Annotated in this window: 17 protein-coding genes and 1 pseudogene; 11 read left to right on the plus strand and 7 right to left on the minus strand. The window is 64.6% G+C overall.

Annotated elements, in window-relative coordinates; all coding sequences use genetic code 11:
• Positions 1–341 precede the first annotated feature (341 nt).
• From PCA31118_RS07960 to PCA31118_RS07980, 5 genes are all read left to right on the plus strand, one after another.
• The gene (locus PCA31118_RS07960; protein WP_150624616.1) at positions 342–1,493 is read left to right on the plus strand and encodes an ABC transporter substrate-binding protein; all 1,152 of its coding nucleotides are present in this window, start codon (positions 342–344) and stop codon (positions 1,491–1,493) included.
• Positions 1,494–1,687: 194 nt separating this feature from the next.
• Positions 1,688–2,509 carry an enoyl-CoA hydratase/isomerase family protein gene (locus PCA31118_RS07965; protein ID WP_044453636.1) on the plus strand — a complete coding sequence of 274 codons (822 nt, stop codon included), beginning with the start codon at positions 1,688–1,690 and terminating at the stop codon, positions 2,507–2,509.
• A 102-nt stretch (positions 2,510–2,611) separates the two neighbouring features.
• Positions 2,612–3,613, plus strand: a complete 1,002-nt coding sequence (locus tag PCA31118_RS07970) for a PhaM family polyhydroxyalkanoate granule multifunctional regulatory protein (RefSeq protein ID WP_150624618.1) — start codon at positions 2,612–2,614, stop codon at positions 3,611–3,613.
• Between the two features lie 112 nt (positions 3,614–3,725).
• The gene (locus PCA31118_RS07975; RefSeq protein ID WP_150624620.1) at positions 3,726–5,021 is read left to right on the plus strand and encodes a patatin-like phospholipase family protein; all 1,296 of its coding nucleotides are present in this window, start codon (positions 3,726–3,728) and stop codon (positions 5,019–5,021) included.
• A gap of 28 nt (positions 5,022–5,049) precedes the next feature.
• Positions 5,050–5,901 (plus strand): AraC family transcriptional regulator, encoded by an 852-nt coding sequence (locus PCA31118_RS07980; RefSeq protein ID WP_150624622.1) that lies wholly within the window; start codon positions 5,050–5,052, stop codon positions 5,899–5,901.
• A 4-nt stretch (positions 5,902–5,905) separates the two neighbouring features.
• Here PCA31118_RS07980 and PCA31118_RS07985 read toward each other — a convergent pair whose 3' ends face one another.
• The 3 genes from PCA31118_RS07985 to PCA31118_RS07995 form a co-directional block, all read right to left on the minus strand.
• Positions 5,906–6,493 (minus strand): LysE family translocator, encoded by a 588-nt coding sequence (locus PCA31118_RS07985; protein ID WP_150624624.1) that lies wholly within the window; start codon positions 6,491–6,493, stop codon positions 5,906–5,908.
• A 202-nt stretch (positions 6,494–6,695) separates the two neighbouring features.
• Positions 6,696–7,133 (minus strand): nuclear transport factor 2 family protein, encoded by a 438-nt coding sequence (locus PCA31118_RS07990; RefSeq protein ID WP_150624626.1) that lies wholly within the window; start codon positions 7,131–7,133, stop codon positions 6,696–6,698.
• A gap of 30 nt (positions 7,134–7,163) precedes the next feature.
• The gene (locus PCA31118_RS07995; RefSeq protein ID WP_150624628.1) at positions 7,164–7,769 is read right to left on the minus strand and encodes a chalcone isomerase family protein; all 606 of its coding nucleotides are present in this window, start codon (positions 7,767–7,769) and stop codon (positions 7,164–7,166) included.
• Between the two features lie 721 nt (positions 7,770–8,490).
• Here PCA31118_RS07995 and PCA31118_RS08000 point away from each other — a divergent pair.
• From PCA31118_RS08000 to PCA31118_RS08010, 3 genes are all read left to right on the plus strand, one after another.
• Positions 8,491–9,363, plus strand: coding sequence for a ferritin family protein (locus PCA31118_RS08000; protein WP_174556777.1), 873 nt, complete (start codon positions 8,491–8,493; stop codon positions 9,361–9,363).
• Between the two features lie 147 nt (positions 9,364–9,510).
• Positions 9,511–10,014 carry a D-glycero-beta-D-manno-heptose 1-phosphate adenylyltransferase gene (rfaE2, locus tag PCA31118_RS08005; RefSeq protein ID WP_150624630.1) on the plus strand — a complete coding sequence of 168 codons (504 nt, stop codon included), beginning with the start codon at positions 9,511–9,513 and terminating at the stop codon, positions 10,012–10,014.
• Positions 10,011–11,018: an asparaginase gene (locus PCA31118_RS08010; RefSeq protein ID WP_150624632.1), complete on the plus strand. Its 1,008-nt coding sequence runs from the start codon at positions 10,011–10,013 to the stop codon at positions 11,016–11,018. The genes rfaE2 and PCA31118_RS08010 overlap by 4 nt, the downstream gene beginning before the upstream one ends.
• Before the next feature lie 15 nt (positions 11,019–11,033).
• Here the strand turns inward: PCA31118_RS08010 and PCA31118_RS08015 are convergent, their stop codons facing one another.
• The 4 genes and pseudogenes from PCA31118_RS08015 to PCA31118_RS08025 form a co-directional block, all read right to left on the minus strand.
• Positions 11,034–11,897: an SPOR domain-containing protein gene (locus PCA31118_RS08015; protein WP_150624634.1), complete on the minus strand. Its 864-nt coding sequence runs from the start codon at positions 11,895–11,897 to the stop codon at positions 11,034–11,036.
• Positions 11,898–12,818, minus strand: coding sequence for a type III pantothenate kinase (locus tag PCA31118_RS08020; protein ID WP_425495339.1), 921 nt, complete (start codon positions 12,816–12,818; stop codon positions 11,898–11,900). It abuts the gene before it with no gap.
• A 57-nt stretch (positions 12,819–12,875) separates the two neighbouring features.
• Positions 12,876–13,082, minus strand: a pseudogene (locus tag PCA31118_RS27630) (hypothetical protein); the annotation flags it as partial.
• 65 nt (positions 13,083–13,147) lie between these two features.
• A complete protein-coding gene (locus PCA31118_RS08025; protein ID WP_174990383.1) occupies positions 13,148–14,131 on the minus strand; it encodes a biotin--[acetyl-CoA-carboxylase] ligase in 984 nt (327 codons plus the stop codon).
• Between the two features lie 334 nt (positions 14,132–14,465).
• Here PCA31118_RS08025 and PCA31118_RS08030 point away from each other — a divergent pair, with 334 nt between their 5' ends.
• Genes PCA31118_RS08030 through PCA31118_RS08040 form a run of 3 tightly spaced genes read left to right on the plus strand, consistent with a single transcriptional unit; the run spans position 14,466 to position 17,510 of the window.
• A complete protein-coding gene (locus PCA31118_RS08030) occupies positions 14,466–15,587 on the plus strand; it encodes an MlaE family ABC transporter permease (protein ID WP_150624640.1) in 1,122 nt (373 codons plus the stop codon).
• Positions 15,587–16,552 (plus strand): ABC transporter ATP-binding protein, encoded by a 966-nt coding sequence (locus tag PCA31118_RS08035; protein WP_150624642.1) that lies wholly within the window; start codon positions 15,587–15,589, stop codon positions 16,550–16,552. Before PCA31118_RS08030 ends, PCA31118_RS08035 begins: the two co-directional genes overlap by 1 nt.
• Positions 16,542–17,510 (plus strand): MlaD family protein, encoded by a 969-nt coding sequence (locus PCA31118_RS08040; protein WP_150624644.1) that lies wholly within the window; start codon positions 16,542–16,544, stop codon positions 17,508–17,510. The genes PCA31118_RS08035 and PCA31118_RS08040 overlap by 11 nt, the downstream gene beginning before the upstream one ends.
• Positions 17,511–17,604 lie beyond the last annotated feature (94 nt).

The following is a 17,604-nucleotide window of genomic DNA, read 5'->3' on the forward strand; positions in this document are numbered from 1 at the left end:
GGTTGCGCGTGTGATCCGGCGCGCGCGATCGCCGGTCGCTTTCGTGTCGTCAGTCCCTGGGGGCCGCAGACGGCGACGGCCGACCGCCCGGACGGGAAAATGAACCGGCCCGAATGCCGCGCCCGGCAAGGCTTTGCGGCCTGTCGGGCGATGCTCGCATAGGGTGAACCCGGATATGGCGGGCAATTCTGGCTCCGCTATTCTTTGTCTCCTTGAGTCGTTGCGCGCCCTACGCGGGTATGCGCCTCGGCCCTAACTTTCGCCGGCGCGGCGCGAGGTATCCGTTCCGGGGTGCCCGCGCGACAGAAAAAACCAGCGCAGGCCAGACCAGGAGATTTTTCATGCGAAACCCCGTGCGCACTGCCCTGCTGGGTGCGATGTTGCTGGCGCTGGCCGGCGGCGCTGCCGCTCAGGTCAAGATTGGTGTGAGCATCTCGCTCACCGGCCCCGCCGCTTCGCTCGGCCTTCCCGCGCGCGACACGATCAGCATGCTGCCGAAGGAAATCGGCGGCGAGAAGGTCGACTACATCGTGCTGGACGACGCGTCCGACACGACGACTGCCGTTCAGAACACCAAGAAGCTCATCTCCGAGAATCACGTCGACGCCATCATCGGCTCGTCGATCACGCCCAACACGCTGGCCATGCTCGACGTGATCGCTGCCGGCACCACGCCGACGATCTCGCTCGCCTCGTCCGCGCGCATCATCGAACCGGTCGATGCGAAGCGTTACTGGATGTTCAAGACCCCGCAGACCGACGCGCAGATGGCCTCCGCGATCGCCGAGCATGCCAGCAAGCATGGCGTGAAGACGATGGCCTTCATCGGTCAGGGCGACGCGCTGGGCGAAGCCTTCTACGAAGAAGTCGCCAAGTTCGCCGGCCTTCACAAGATCAAGATGGTCGCCAGCGAGCGCTTCGCCCGCACGGACCCGAGCGTGACCGGCCAGATTCTCAAGATCATGGGCGCGAACCCGGACGCCGTCGTTGTCGGCGCCGCAGGCACGCCGGCAGCCTTGCCGCCGAAGGCGCTGGCGGAACGCGGCTACAAGGGCCTCGTGTATCACAACCACGGCGTGGGCAATAACGACTTCCTGCGCGTGTGCGGCAAGGACTGCAATAACACGTATCTGCCGGCCAGCCCGGTGCTCGTGGCGTCGCAGTTGCCGAACGATCACCCTGCCAAGGCCGTGGCGCTCGACTACATCAAGAAGTTCGACGCCAAGTACGGCGCGGGCAAGGTGGCGGCGTTCGGCTCGTACGCCTGGGATGCGGGCATTCTGCTCCAACGTGCCATTCCGATTGCGCTCAAGAGCGCCAAGCCGGGCACGCCGGAATTCCGCAAGGCCCTGCGCGATGCGCTCGAGACGAGCAAGGACGTGCACGTGTCGAACGGCGTGACCAACATGAGCCCGACCGATCACCTGGGGCTCGACCAGCGCGCTCGCGTGATGGTCAAGATCGACAACGGCAAGTGGGTGATTGCCCCGTAATCCCCGTAATGATTGCCGTCGTGACCACCATCATGACCGCCGTCGTGATCGCCGCCGCTGTGGCGACGACATGAAGGCGAGAGGCGTGAGACGCCTCGCCATCGACGGTTGACCGTCGGCGGTGCCGGCCGATGTCCGGTGCCGCTGTTCCATCCCCGCCTGCGCGGGGATATTTTTTTCCGGAGCGGTAATCCATGTCGCTAGATCCGTATCAACACTACCAGTCGCTGCAATTCAAGCGGCATCCGAACGGCGTGCTCGAACTCATCATGGGCGCCGGCGCGAACAAGAGCGGCCTGTCGACGGCCGACCATCGCATGCATCAGGAACTGGCCGATGTGTGGCGCGACATCGATCGGGACGCCGACACGCGCGCCGTCGTCATTCGCGGCGAAGGCAAGGGGTTCTCCGGCGGTGGCGATCTGTCGCTCGTGGAGGACATGGCCGATGACTTCGCCGTGCGCGCGCGCGTGTGGCGTGAAGCGCGCGATCTCGTCTACAACGTGATCAATTGCAGCAAGCCCATCGTCTCTGCGATGCACGGCCCGGCGGTCGGGGCCGGACTCGTTGCGGGCCTGCTCGCCGACATTTCGATTGCCGCGAAGACCGCGCGGATCATCGATGGCCATACGCGTCTGGGCGTTGCGGCGGGCGACCATGCTGCCATCGTGTGGCCGCTGCTGTGCGGTATGGCCAAGGCGAAGTACTACTTGTTGTTATGCGAGCCGGTCACGGGCGAGGAAGCCGAGCGCATCGGCCTCGTTTCACTGACCGTCGACGAGGCGGATCTGCTGCCCAAGGCATTCGAGGTGGCCGATAAGCTCGCACGCGGTTCGACCACGGCGATTCGCTGGACGAAATACACGCTCAACAATTGGCTGCGCAGCGCCGGACCGGCGTTCGATGCGTCGCTGGCGCTCGAATTCATGGGGTTTTCCGGGCCGGACGTGCGCGAGGGTCTTGCGTCGCTGCGCGAGCGCCGTGCGCCCGACTTCAGCGGCGATGCACCGTTTTGACACACCACCGGCGCACGCTCGGCGTATGATCGATAGCCATACGCCCTGTGCGCCTGGCTTGCGCGACAAGCCGTGCGTTCCCGACCGTGACTGGAGATCGTAATGAGCGATTCGACGAGTGCCATGCCCAACGGCTTCGACATTCTCAAGAAGATGTGGGAGGCATTCAGTCCGCCCGCGACTTTCACCTCGCCGCTAACGCAACTGATGCAGAGCGCCGCACCGCTGCTCGATCCCGACGAAATCGAGAACCGCATCGCCGAGATGCGGGCCGTCGAACAGTGGCTCACGCTCAATCTGAACGTGTTGCGCTCGACCATTCAGGCCTTCGAAGTGCAGCGCGCCACCTACGCCACGCTGCGCGCATTCGGTACGGGGAGCTTCGGCACCGCCGGGGCGTCGGACACGGCGGGCGCCGGCACCGCCGACACCACCGGCCAGGCAGGTGCGGCCCACTTCTGGCGCTCGCCGTTCGCGACGCAGGAACCCCCGCAGGACGTCGAGCCGCAGGCGAGCGAGCCCGAGCCCGAGCCCGAGGCGCCCGCGCAGGAAGCACAGCAAGCGCAGGACACCGATGACGCATCGAATGCGGGGGCGAACGACGCCGGGGGCGCCGGTGCCGCCGAATCGCCATTCGCGCAGGCGAGCAGCGCGTATGGCGCGCTCGATCCGTCGATGTGGTTTAACGCGATGCGTGCCCAGTTCGATCAGATCGCAGCGGCGGCACAGGCCGCGGGCGTATCGGCCGCCCAGATGACCGAAGCGGCGGCGGCGCAAATGTCCGAGGCCGCAGCCAAGGCCACGCATGCGAGCGCGGGTGCGGCAAAGGCATCGTCGGCAGGGAAGGCCACGGGCAGCAAGGCGCGCACGGCGGCGAAGAAGACCGCCACCGGGACATCCGGCAAGGCGGCGCCGAAGTCGGGCAAGTCCGCTGGACGCCGCCCAGCCAGCAAGACGACGCCTGCAAAATCGGCTGCTGCCAAGACTTCCGCCAAGTCCGCCACGTCCGCAAAGACGTCCGCCAAGACGTCGCCCAAAGCGGCGGTGAAGTCGGCAGGCAAAGCCGCAGGTACGACGGGCAAGCAAGCCGCCTGGAAGTGGTAACCGGGGGCTGAGGGCGCAAGGGTCCGTGAAGTCTGTGAAATCGGTAAATCGGGCCACGAGCCCCGGCCGCTGACCGGGTGAAAAGCACAACGACGGCAGAAGGGAGGCCCCCATGATCTCAGGCGAACGTACCGGTCTCGTCCTGATGGGCGGCGGCGCACGCGCCGCGTACCAGGTCGGCGTGCTCGCGGCGATTGCCGCGATCCAGCGCGAGGTCCTGCCGTCGCGGCGGGCCATTCCGTTTCCCGTGGTGTGCGGCACGTCCGCCGGAGCGATCAACGCGGCCGCGCTTGCCTCGCATGCAGACGACTTTCAGCATGGCGTCATGAAGCTCGACGCCGTCTGGCGGCAGTTTCACGCAGGGCAGGTGTTCCGTGCCGATTCGCTGGGCATGGCAGGCACCGGCGCGCGCTGGCTCGCCGCCCTCTCTTTGGGCTGGGCATTGCGCCGTTCACCGCGCTCGCTGTTCGACTGGTCGCCGCTCGCTGACATGCTGCGTCAGGCGATTCGCCTCGACCGGCTGCCCGAAGTGTTCGCGTGCGGCGCGCTCGAAGCCCTGTCGGTCACCGCGCTCTCGTATTCGTCCGGCAAACACGTGACCTTCTATCAGAGCGCGGAGCCGATTCAGCCGTGGAAGCGTTCGTTGCGTCTGGCCCGTAATGTGCCGCTGACGGTGGAACACCTGCTCGCATCGAGCGCTATTCCGTATCTGTTTCCGGCCATCGAACTCGATCTGGACGGACAGTCCGAGTACTTCGGCGACGGCTCCATGCGTCAGATTGCGCCGCTCAGTCCACCGATCCATCTGGGCGCGACACGCGTGCTCATCATCGGCGCCTCGCACGGGCAGTACGGACTCGACAGCAGCGGCGAGCGCATCGGGGGCTATCCGAGTCTGGCGCAGATTGGCGGGCAGGCGCTCGCGAGCGTGTTCATCGACGGATTGTCCGCGGATCTGGAGCGTTTGCAGCACATCAACAATGTGCTGCGATACGTGCCCGAAGCGCAGCGCGAGTCGAGCGGATGGCGTCCCATCGAAACGCTGCTGATCTCACCGAGCCAGCGACTGGAGCCGATTGCGGCGCGTCATCTGAAGCAGTTGCCTCGTGCCGTGCGCACCATGCTGGGCGCCATCGGCGCCGATGCCGAGCGCGGCGCGGCGTTCGCCAGCTACCTGCTGTTCGAATCGGCGTACACTCAGGAACTCATCGCGCTGGGAGAAGCGGACGCCTACGCGCAGCGCGACGCGATTGCCGCGTGGCTCGTCGCCGAAGCGGATGGCACCAGCCCGCTCGACGACGTCGAGGCCGGCGCCGTGGGCGGCGCAGCGCCACCGGCGAACTCGCCGCTGTCGGTCGACCCTGATGCCGCTTTGGCCACGGGCGATACCGGCAAACCGGCCGCCTGACCGCTCGTTTTCATCGCCTTGCCTATCCATGTCGAAATCCGTCTCGTCGACCGTCGCTTGTCCCTATCCGTCCACGTTCTGGCGTGATCCGTCGCTGCCGTTCCTCGAAGCGCGCGAAGTGCTCGACGGACGTCGCGTGTGCTACGCGTTGCATAGCCACGAAACGTTTTCCATCGGTGCGGTCACCGGCGGACGCAGCACGTATCTGAACGGCCGCGCGCGCGAGACGGTGGGGCGTGGCAGCGTCGTCGTGATGAATCCGGACGCGGTGCATGCATGCAACCCCATCGGCGATGAGGCGTGGGCGTATCGCATGCTGTTCGTCGACACGACGTGGCTACGCGATCTCCAGCGCGAACTGGGGTTTTCGCATGGGCGCGATCTGCATCTGTTCGACCCGATGTCGTCGAACGATCCTGCGCTGTACGAAGGTCTGAACCGGCTCTACGACGTGTGTACCGATGCGTCGCGCGATACCCTCGAGCGCGAGGGTGTCGTGCAGCAGTTCTTCATCGACGTGCACGAGCGGTTGAATCCTGCGCCGACGCCGATGCGAGACGATTCGCAAAAGCTCAGCCGCGCAGCGGACTTCATCCGCGCGCATTGCCGCGAAGCCCTGACGCTCGCGCAGATCTGTGAGGCGGCGGGACTGTCGGCGTCGTACCTGACGCGGTCGTTCCGCGCGCGGTACGGCCTCACGCCGCATGCCTTTCTCATGAATCAGCGGATTCAATATGCGCGGGCGCGCTTGCGGCGCGGACATGCCATTGCAGAGGTGGCGCTCGATGCGGGCTTCGCCGATCAGGCGCACTTCCAGCGCACCTTCAAGCAATTGCTTGCCGCCACGCCCGGACAATACCGGGAGACGCGCGCGGCCTGAGCCGTCACCCTGCCGCCACGAGGTAGACCGCGCTGCCTGCGAGCAACGCGGCCATTACCCGGTTCAGATGGCGCACGCGCCTGGGGTGGCGCATGTGATGACGCAGCATCGCCCCCGCCGCCGCCCAGCATCCGACCGACAACCAGCACACGACGAAGTAGATCGCCGCGAATTGCCAGATGCGGCTGGCGTCGCCGCCGGTGTAGGCGCCCATGCCCGCCAGCGCGGCAAGCCAGGCTTTCGGGTTGAGCCATTGCATGACGGCGCCGTGCGACATCGACGGACCGCGCTGCGGGTCGGCGTCGCCGAGTTCGCCGTCATCAACGGCCAGCTTGTACGCCATGTACAGCAAAAACGCGACGCCGAACCACTGAATCGCCTGCATCAACGCCGGCATGCGTTGCAGCAGTTCGTAGACGCCGAAGCCCACGGCGACGAGCAGGACGACGAATCCCGCCGTCGCGCCGGTCACGTGGCGCAGGCTCGGCACGAGGCCATAACGCGCGCCCGAACCGAGCGCCACGACGTTGACGGGACCGGGGGTGATGGAGGCGGCCAGCGCGAAGGCGGCCATCGAATAGAAAATTGTCATCGGAATCCTCGTTGCGAGCACGTCCGCAGCGGTGCGGTCAGTGCTGGACTCCGACTGTAGGCGGGGATGTCTGCTGCGTATTGAATAAAACTGCCGAATAAAACTGCCGTCGGGAAGAAAACTGCCCTTGAGCCATGGACGGGGCGGCAAGGAGCCGGGTCCGGCCTCGAAGGAGACGTTGGCGGAAACGTCTAAGGCAAAATCAGCGGAAAAGTCGATGACGCAGCCACCGTATCAGGCGGCCAAGCATGGGCAGCTTCAGATAGAGATCTTCCGTGGCGTCCCAATAGTCGCGCTGATAGGCGACACGTCCGTCCACGGCCAGACGCAAGTGTGAGGCGCCGTGGATGACTTGCTCGTCGTCGAGCCAACGCCTGGCGTGGAAGTGGAGATTCCAGACGATCAGCGCCTGATTGTGTTGCAGCAATTGGGCGGTCACTTCGATGCGCGGCACGTCGAGGCGCTCGAACAGATGCGTGAGCAGTCCGGCCACTTCGGCAGCGCTGCGAACTTCGTGAAGCGGTGTCTTCACGTAGACGTTGGGCGTGTAGAACTCGCCCAGATTGTCGATGCTTTGACGTGTCAGGGTCTCGACGTAGTGTGTAAGGCGCGTGAGCGCTGCCGTGTGGTCGATTTCCATAGCGCCATAGGCGACGAGTCCGGGCGCGGGTCAGCGAGCGTCGCTGATCAGTTCCGCGCGAAGGTCGGGCGCGCTGGTGCGCGGGTCCAGCCAGATTGCGAAGAAGGCGCGACCGAAGGCGTCGCCCGCGATCTGGCCGATGAGCTTGCCGTCGGAGAAGAAGCGTGTGCCGTCTCCGGGCCGGAAAACCCCCGTGATGTGCTGGCCTGCCGACACGTCGGGCAGGATGCGGGCGAGTTCGTCGGCCCAGTGCTGCCGTTCGGTGTCCGTCCCCACTTGCAACTTGCTCATCTCGATCAGACTTCGCTGCACGAGTGTGCGCGACTTGAAGCTACGCGCATAGCGCACGTCCAGGACCAGGGGATGGGCGCTCCAGTTCGGGCCGACACGCTCGGCGCCGACGAACAGCGCTGCGTCGTAGAGATGGAACCCCAGTCGCGAGAACGACCCCTGTCCGACCAGATGGGCGGCGGGGACCTCTTGTGAGGCCAGTTGGCCGGCGTCGAACGCCTGCGCGACGGGAGCTGTCGCGACCGCCATCAAAAAGCAGGCGGTGCGCAGCCAAACGGCAAAAGCGGGACGAGATGCCTGATGTGTCAGGCGCGCCCGGCTTGCCCGATGTGCTCGAAGTGCCATGCTCGGCTCCTTATCGCGCAAGGATTCAGTCGAGTCGGTGGGCCCGTTGGGGACGTCCGGCTACGTTGGCCGGGCGTCTGCCCGTAATACGTGTGTTATGCGTGTTATGCGTGTTGCGTAATTGCGACTGAGAACTATCCTCAAAACAATCGGCTCAGCGCTCGAGAGGTGTCGCAACTGGGTAACGAATATCGCCAGAATGTCTCCAGCGTAGACCATCGAACGCGACTCGCGCAGATCGCAGGCACAAGGAGATACCCTGATGCGCCGCTGCACAAGGCGCGAACCGCCGTCGGCCGCTTCGTCCAGCCGTTTCGAAGAGGGGCCGACCAGGGTTGCAGCGCGCGTTCGGGGAAGTCCGCCGCCCCCTTGAGCTTAGGGGCTTTGCGTGACAATTTGACTCGCGTCAAAATTACGACGCATTACCGTCACGTGAGTGTCAAACGTCACGGAAATGAAGGGGAATTATGTTATGATTCAAGAGTTTGCCCATATTTTAGTAGGGTCGCTCTAAGCCATATCGCCAGGATGCGGCCAGATTACAGGCGTGAAATCGCCGTCCTTATGCGACGGCAGGGTTCAAGACGTGGAACCGGACGGCGGGGGCCGACCGTGACACGCTCACCGTTTTGTCTGTCGAAATTCGGCGTAAACTTTCACAATACTATCTTGAGTCCTGGTGTAAGGTCTCGCGACCTTGGGGGTAATTGAAATGACCGAAATGCTGTATCCCGAACTGTACAAGTCGCTGGAGGCAGTGCGTTGGAACATGGAGAAGGACATTCCGTGGGACAAGTTCGACGCGAGCCAACTCACCGACGATCAGGCGCGCACCATCAAGATGAATGCGATCACGGAATGGGCGGCGCTGCCGGCCACCGAGATGTTCCTGCGCGACAACCGTGACGACAGCGATTTCTCCGCTTTCATGAGCGTCTGGTTCTTCGAAGAGCAAAAGCATTCGTTGGTGCTCATGGAGTACCTGCGCCGCTTCCGCCCGGATCTCGTACCGACCGAGGCAGAACTGCACGCCGTGCGCTTCCCGTTCGACCCGGCGCCGCCGCTCGAGACGCTGATGCTGCACTTCTGCGGTGAAATCCGTCTGAACCACTGGTATCGCCGTGCTGCCGAGTGGCACACCGAGCCGGTCATCAAGCACATTTACGAAGTCATCTCGCGCGATGAAGCCCGTCATGGCGGCGCTTATCTGCGTTACATGAAGAAGGCGCTGACGAACTTCGGCGATAACGCACGTGCTGCGTTCGCGAAGATCGGCGTGCTGATGGCTGCGGCGCGCCGCACCGAAAAGCCGCTGCACCCGACCAACCTGCATGTGAACAAGGAACTGTTCCCGAACGACACGGTGCAGTCGCGTCTGCCGGAGCCGGAATGGCTCGAGCACTGGCTCGACGAACAGATCAAGTTCGACGACAGCTGGGAGAAGAAGGTGGTCGAGCGCATTCTGCACAACATGTCGCTGCTGTTCGAGCGCACGTTCGCGACGGCGCAGGACCTGAACCGCTACCGCAAGGAAATCACCGTTCGCCTGGCGGCGGTGGCTGCACCGGCACCGGCCGTGGCGGCATCTGCCTGAACGGGCGTCGGCGCGAGCCGAGCGTTGCGGTATCAGCGAAAAAGGGGCTTCGGCCCCTTTTTTGTTGGTGCGTCGTGGGACAATACCGACCGTCAGCGCTCGTGCCGCATTTTCAGCGCCCAGGCGCGCCTACTTCGATCGATCGTCATGTCATCTTCCCAAGTCATTCCCCAGGCCGACTTCGAGGCCAAGATTCTTTCACGCGACGCGTTGGCCGCGCTCGCGCCGACGCTGCCGCGCCCGCTCGTGTTCACCAATGGTGTGTTCGACATTCTTCATCGGGGGCATGTGACGTATCTGGCGCAGGCGCGTGCGTTGGGCGCGTGTCTGGTCGTCGGGGTGAATACGGACGCGTCGGTTCGCACTTTGGGTAAGGGCGACGATCGCCCGATCAACAACGAGAACGATCGTGCCGCCTTGCTCGCGGCGCTGCAAAGCGTCGACTATGTCGTGACGTTCGGCGAAACGACGCCCGAAGCCCTGATCGCCGCCGTGCGCCCCGACATTCTCGTCAAAGGGGGCGACTACGACATGGACAAGCTGCCCGAGTCCGCGCTGGTGCGCGGCTGGGGCGGCAAGGCGCTGGCCATTCCGTTCGAGCATCAACGCTCCACCACGTCGTTGCTCAAGAAGGTGCGGGCGCAATCATGAACCTGGCACCTCTCGTTGAAGTCACGCGCGGCGCGAATGGCGTCGATACGGTCGAATGCGTGCACTACGGTTCGGTCGCAGTCGTCGACGCGCAAGGCCGCCTGCGATACGCCGCCGGCGACCCTTCGTTCCTCACGTTCTCTCGCTCCACGCTCAAACCGTTTCAGGCACTCCCCTTCGTGGAGGGCGACGGCGTTGCGTATTTCGGACTATCCCAGGCGGAACTGGCCTTGCTGTGCGCCAGCCACTCCGGCGAATCGTTCCACGTCGACGGTGTGAAGCGCCTGCTGAGCAAGGCCGGCTGCGACGAACGCCACTTGCAGTGCGGGTGCCACGTGCCGACGTTTTACTCCGCGACCGGCAAGCGTGCACCGGCCGATCTGAAGCCGACGCCGCTGCATCACAATTGCTCGGGCAAGCACGCGGGCTTTCTCGCATATTGCGTGCAGCATGGCCTGCCGCTCGATAGTTATCTCGACCCGAATCACGCATTGCAGCAGAAGATTCGCGCGCGCGTGGGCAATGTCGTGGGTCTCGAAGGCGATGCGTTGCCCCTGGGTATCGACGGATGCTCGGCGCCGAATTACGCGCTGCCGCTCGACAAGCTGGCTGCGGCGTACGCGCGGCTTGCCGCGAGCGACGAGGCCGCGCTCTCGACGCTGTTTGCCGCGATGACGCAGCAGCCCGAGATGGTGTCCGGCACGGCGCGCAACGACCTGGCGTTCATGCGCATGGCGCCGGGCGACTGGGTGGCGAAGATTGGCGCAGACGGCGTGCAAACTATTGGCGTGCGTTCGGCCGGCCTGGGTATCGCAATCAAAGTCGTCGACGGCAATATGCGTGCGCTCTACACCGCCGCCGTTGCGGTACTCAAGGCGCTCGGTCTCGTGACAACCCCCGAGGATACCGGCCTGGCCCCGTGGGTTACACCCGTCGTAAAGAACGCGCGCGGTACGCGCACGGGCGTAGTGCGGCCAGTGGTGGAACTCAGGCGCGTATCGTGACGGGCAGGCGCGGGGCTAATGCACGCCAGCGGGTGGGCTACCCGCGGGGGTGGGGCAAGCCTTGACCAACTGTGCCGACCATTGCTGGGTGACGACCCCTCGGACTTGGGTCGCAGCATTCGCATTGATGCCTGCGATGCGGTAGATGATTCGGCTCCTGGCATTCGGCCTCTCGCTCAGCTGTGGCGTGAGGCCTTTCTTTTGCGCAGCCGCCATCAGGCGCGTCGCACGATCCTTGTCATTGAACAGGCCCAGTGAGACGACAAGCGTGGAGCCCTCGTCGTTCACCAGAAAATACTCCGTCACGCCAGCCGCGCGCAGTTGCGCCACCTGCTTGTCGGCAGCGGCCTTGTTCGGCACTGCATCGAGATGCACCCAATACCGCTTGTCGACCGAGATCGACTGAATATCGCCTTGTCCTGCCGGGAGGGCCGCGAGAAGCAGGCCACGTGCTTGTTGCGCGTCAGCCGCCGCGAACGGCCCGACATCGAGGCAGGTGGAGGCTGTCACGGCGACCGCGGCGGCCGGGGCCTGCGACGCGGCAGGTTCGCCCGACACCGCGCCGGGGCCCGTCGTGGCGAGCGCATGACTCGCTGCCGCCTCGGCGGCGGATGCTGCAGAGGCCGTCACCTGGAGGCCGCTTGCGCCACCGGGAGCCTCGGAAGCCCCCGAGGCCGAAGTGGCGGTACTGGCTGATGTCGGGCCACTGATTTGCGCGCCGGTCAGGCGAACGCGCGCGGGGTCGACCTGTGTCGTGACACGTGCCGGTTCGCGACCGGTCTCGGGCAGCACGTCACGCCATTTCAGCCAGCCCAGCTGCACGGCGACCAGCGCTGCATTCGCAGCAAGAAACATGACCAGCAATAACGCGCGCAACATTCAGACGCCTCCGTCTGCGTGCCCGGCGTCGCGTGATGTGCTTGCCGGGGTATCAGTTTTCGTATCAGTTGACGTATCGGTTGTTGTACCAGTTTTCGTAGCGGCTGCCGGATTGGCTGATTCAGTGGCTACCTCGTTGGCTGCCGCAGTGGCCACGTCTTTGGGTGTTGCGGCGTGGCGAGCCACAGACGCGTTGGCCGTTCGCAGCGCGACTTCGTAAAGGCCCGCCGTTACGAGTTGATCGTGTTCGGTGAACGGCAGCGTCAGGGCATGCGCGAGCGAATGACGTGCGCCGCCCGACAGCACACAGCGCACCGTTGCGCCGAGTTGCGATTCCAGCTGTGCGTGGCTGCGCTCCACGAGACCCGCCTGAGAAGCGGCGCATCCGCGAAGAATGGCTTCTGCGGTGCTGCGCGCGAAGGCCTGCCCGCCCGGCGGCATGGTCGCCTCCAGCGTCGGCAACTGTGCAGTGCCTTGCGCGAGCGATTGCAGCATCAACGCCGGACCGGGGGCAATCAGCCCGCCGAGATATTGGCCGTCACCACGCAATGCCTCCACGGTGGTGGCCGTGCCCAGTGTGACAATCAGCAAATGTTCGTCCGGCCACGCGGCGTGTGCGCCGATAAGACTTGCCCATCGGTCGCTGCCGAGTTGCGTCGGCTCACGATAACCATTGCGAACGCCCGCAATCGACTCGCTCGCTCGCAGGACTTGCAACCAGTCGGCAGACGCCATGCCCCACAACGTCTGCAACGTCATGCGTACGGCCTGCTCTGCGGCATCCCCGGCGACGTTCGTCAGCCAGACACCAGCGGGCGCGGGGCAGACGAAGTCGTCGTCCTGCGCGCTGCGACCGGCCTGACCCAGCGCCAGCGGCGCGGCATTGGGGGCAAAGTGCCGGCCGCTTCGGGACCTGTCCATAGCGTCACTGCCCGGGACGCCCGAGGTAGCCGGGGTATCCGAGGTATCCGAGGTATCCGAGGTATTCGGGGCGTCCGAATTCAGCGTTGCCCACCCGGCACGAATCTGCGTGGCAAGCAGTCGCCACTGCGCGTGGTCCACGGCACCGCTGGCCAGGAACGACGGCGCCGCCGCGCGCCAGTTCGCAGGCCGCGTTGCGGGCGCCAGCGCCCACTTGATCCGGCTATTGCCTGCGTCAACGAGCAACCAGGGGGCGGCGCTTATGCGCGTGTTTTTTGCACCGTGCGACGTGAGCGTTGGTTGCGCGGATGTCTGCCGTGATCGAGGCATTACCGAACTCCTCTGGCGGCCGACGCCGCAACGCTCGACGACGGATCGAGCAAGCGCACCGAGACTTCGCCGCTGGCGATCGTGCGTTCGCCTTCGTCCGTCGCCACCCGCAGGCATCCTTGAGCATCGACGCCAAGCGCCACACCGTGCAACACGTCGCGACCCTGTTCGATCACGCGAATCGACGATCCTCCGTAGGCATGCATGGCTTCCCAGTCTTCGCGAAATGCTGCGAACCGTTGCGCCGAGAACCGTTCGAGCATCGTGGCCAGACGTTGCACCAGAGCGATGAGGACCGATGACATGTCCGGTTCCGCGAGCACCGATTCCAGGGCCGCCGGTGGCGTGGCGGGAATCGTCGGGGCGGTGGAGAGCGTCTCGGTCGCGGCGCGTGCCCGGTCAACCGAGGGGGCGGACGCCGCGGGCGTCGCGAGACCTGACGAGGCCGATGCGCGCGCGGCAGCGGCAGCGCTGTCGATGCGCGTCGCCACATCGCCCGCGTGTCGAAGATTGACCCCGATGCCGATGACGACCCCGATGCGGCCTGGTCCTGCCGGCACGGTTTCGATCAGAATGCCTGCGAGCTTGCCGCCACGCAGCAGCACGTCATTGGGCCATTTGAGGCCCAGGGCCTGCGGTGCAGATAAAGGCAGGTCGGAGAGTCCCTCGACGACGGCAACCCCTGTCGCGAGCGACAACCCCGCGAGTTCGGCCGGCCCACCGGGCATGACGTAGGCGAGTGAAAAGGTGAGGCTGTCGCCGGGCAGGCTCTGCCAGACGCGTCCGCGCTGACCACGTCCTGCCGTTTGATGCATCGCTGCGCGCACGATGGGCGCGCACGAGGCGTCTTCGCGCAGCCGTGCGAGCAAGTCAAGATTGGTGGAGCCGGTGGCGTCGACGACTTCGACCTGCCAGCGCCTGCATGACGTGACCAGACGGGACCGTATGCGCTCGCCGTCAAGCTGACGCGCGGGTGCAGTCATCGGCGACGTCGGACCCCCGCTGGACTGGCTTTCCGACGGGGCGGAAGGTGTCGCAGTGCCGGGCGTGTCCGGGGAAGAGGATGCGGCGTTATTCATGGCTGCTATTGTAGCGGCGAGGCTTGTGCTGTGCCGGGCTGTCCTGCGTCGGATCGCGCATTTCGGCATGATCCGAGGCATGCATCAGACAATTCCGGCGGGTTTTCAGCCCGCGCCGGGTTGCCATCGACAGGTCGCACCTGTACCGTACAATGACCGCGTTTTGCTGGATTCATGCCGGATTCGCGCCGCATTCACGCCGCATTCCGGCCAGTTTTTCGTCAGGAGATCCAACGTTTTGAACCTCGATGCCGTTCCCACTCTCGAGCTGACCACCTCGGCGCAAGGCCCTGTGGTCATGCTGCGCGGCCTGTGGACGGCGCTGGCGCTCTCGCAGCGCAAGAAGACGCTGCTGGGACTGGTCCGCGCCCTGCCTCGCGCAGAGCTGGCGTGGGACCTGACGTGTGTCGAGCGTCTGGATCACGTAGGTGCGCAAGCGCTATGGCGCTACTGGCAGCGCAAGTACCCCGAACGCATCGCACTTACCCCCACGCAGCGCGCATTGTTCGATCACCTTGCCGAGTTCGACCGCACGCGACAGAGCCCGGTGCCTACGCGTCGCGTCGATCCGGTCAGCCGGCTGGGCTACTCGCTGTTCACCCTCGGCGAACATCTGCGTGACGGCATCACGATGTTCGGACGTTTCGTGATCGACCTCGGCCGCGTTGTCCGTCACCCGTCGCGCGCGCCATGGCTGGAAATGTCAGCGAACATCTACAGCGCCGGCACCCGCGCGCTCGGGATCACCGCGCTGGTGGCGTTCCTTATCGGTATCGTGCTGTCTTACCTGTCCGCCCAGCAGTTGAAGTTGTATGGGGCCAGTACCTTCATTGTGAATATTCTGGGCCTCGCGGTGATCCGCGAACTCGGCCCCGTGCTCTCGGCGATTCTTGTCGCAGGACGCTCCGGCTCGGCGATTACCGCGCAATTGGGCGTCATGCGCGTGACAGAGGAGCTCGATGCCATGCGCGTGATGGATATCCCGCATGGATTGCGTCTGGTGTTGCCCAAGGTTATCGCGCTGGCCATCGCCATGCCGCTTCTGGTCATGTGGACGAACATCGTCTCGCTGCTCGGGGGCGCGCTCGCGGCAAAGTACGAACTCGGCATCGGGTTGCATTACTTCTTCACCACGTTGCCGAATGCCGTTCGTATCGCGAACTTGTGGATCGGTCTCGGCAAGGGCGTTGTCTTCGGCATGTTGATTGCACTGGTGGCATGCCACTTCGGCATGCGCGTGAAGCCCAATACCCAGAGTCTTGGCGAAGGCACGACGCAGTCGGTCGTCACTTCGATCACGGTTGTGATTCTGGCGGATGCCGTTTTCGCCATTCTGTTCCGTAACGTGGGGATCGGGTGATGAGCGATTCCACTGCGCGCGATACATCCGCATCTTCCGCATCTTCCGCTTCGCCGGCATCGTTTGCCGCGGCGGCCGTGCCGTCGCAGGCAGGCGATGTGTTGTTCGGCGCATCGGCCAGTTGTCCCCCCGTGTCCTCCACGTTGCCGGGGGAGGCGCAGCCGGTCATCGAAGTTCGCGATCTCACCAAGCGTTACGGCACCCACACGATCCACGAGCATCTGGATCTCACGGTGCGCCAGAGCGAAATCATCGCGCTGGTTGGCGGGTCGGGGTCGGGCAAGACGACATTGATCCGACAGATCATCGGACTGGAAGCTCCCACGAGCGGGCATATCAGGGTGTTCGGTCACGACATCACGATGATCGACCGGCGCACGGCGCACTTGCTGCGCCGTCGCTCGGGCATGTTGTTCCAGCGTGGCGCGCTGTTCTCCGCCATGACGGTGTTCGACAACATTGCGCAACCCTTGCGCGAGTTGCATACGCTCTCCGAAGACCTGATTCGCGACGTTGTGATGTACAAACTCGAGATGGTCGGGTTGTCGGGACGGATGGCCAATCGCATGCCGTCCGAGTTGTCGGGAGGCATGATCAAGCGTGTCGGTATTGCGCGCGCCATTGCGCTTGAGCCGGAGCTGCTCTTCCTCGATGAACCGACCGCCGGTCTCGACCCGCAGGCGTCCGACGAGTTCGTCGACATGATTCGCGGCCTGCATCGCTCGCTCGGCCTGACGGTCGTCATGGTCACGCACGATCTGGATACGGTGATGATGCTCGCCACGCGCGTGGCCGTGCTGGCCGAGCGCAAGGTGCTCGTCAATGCACCGGTCGAAGACGTGGTGTGTGTCGACCATCCGTTCATCCACACCTTCTTCCTCGGTGAGCGTGGCAGACGCGCTTTGCTGGCCTTGCCTGCGGCACGACGCGCCAAGATTTCGGAGTTACTCGACGATGGAAAATAAATCGCACGCTTTCATGGCGGGCCTCTTCACCCTGCTGTTGCTCGCCGCCGTTGCCGCTTCGGTGTACTGGTTCAATCGCGACAACCGTGTGCGCGTGCCCTACGATCTGGTTGCCAGTACCAACGTGACGGGCCTCAATCCGGAGTCGGCGGTGCGCTACCGGGGGCTGGCTGTCGGCAAGGTGGAATCGATCAAGTTCGATCGGCGCAAGCCCGGGCAGATCTTGATTCGCATCCTCGTGAACGAAGGTACCCCGATGACCAAGTCGACGTTCGCCACGCTGAGCTATCAGGGGGTAACGGGGCTGGCGTTCGTGCAACTCGACGATGACGGACACGATCGCACGTTGTTGCCGTCGTCGGAGACACAGGTCGCGCAGTTGCGGTTGCGCCCGAGCTTCGTCGACGAACTCCAGCGGCGCGGGAACAATCTCGTGCATCAACTGGAAGAGGCGACCTCCTCGGTCAACAAGCTGCTGGCTCCCGAGAACCGACAGGCGATTCTGGATTCCATCAACAGCGTGAAGACGGCGGCGCAGAGCGTGAATCGCGTGGCCACGCAATTGGAGCCCGTCACGAAGCAATTGCCGGAGACGGTGCGCGAGTTGAACGGCACGCTCGCGGGCGCGCATCGCCTGACGAGTCAATTGACCGATCCGCAAGGTCCGCTCGTGCGCAATCTGGACAGTGTGGGCCGTGCGGCCGATCAGGCGACGTCGAGTCTTGCGGCCTTCCAGGGCACGATGCAAACATTCGAAGGATCGCTGCAACAGGAAGCGCTGCCGCGGCTTAACCGGCTCTCCGACGACCTGCGCTTTACCTCGCAGGCAGTCGGGCAGGCTGCCGAGACGATCAATCGCAACCCGCGCGCTCTACTGTTCGGGACTACGCCGCCGCCGCCGGGACCCGGTGAGACCGGTTTCACGTGGCCGGGTGCCACCGGCGGGGCAAGTCAGTGAGGTGCGACACCGTCATGCAAGAGGATATCGACATGGGTGAACCGAACGGATCGATGAAAAGGGTTGGGGCGGTCCGGCCTGACGCGGTCGAGCC

Origin of the sequence: Pandoraea captiosa (genome assembly GCF_902459775.1) — a bacterium.
Lineage (GTDB): Bacteria > Pseudomonadota > Gammaproteobacteria > Burkholderiales > Burkholderiaceae > Pandoraea > Pandoraea captiosa.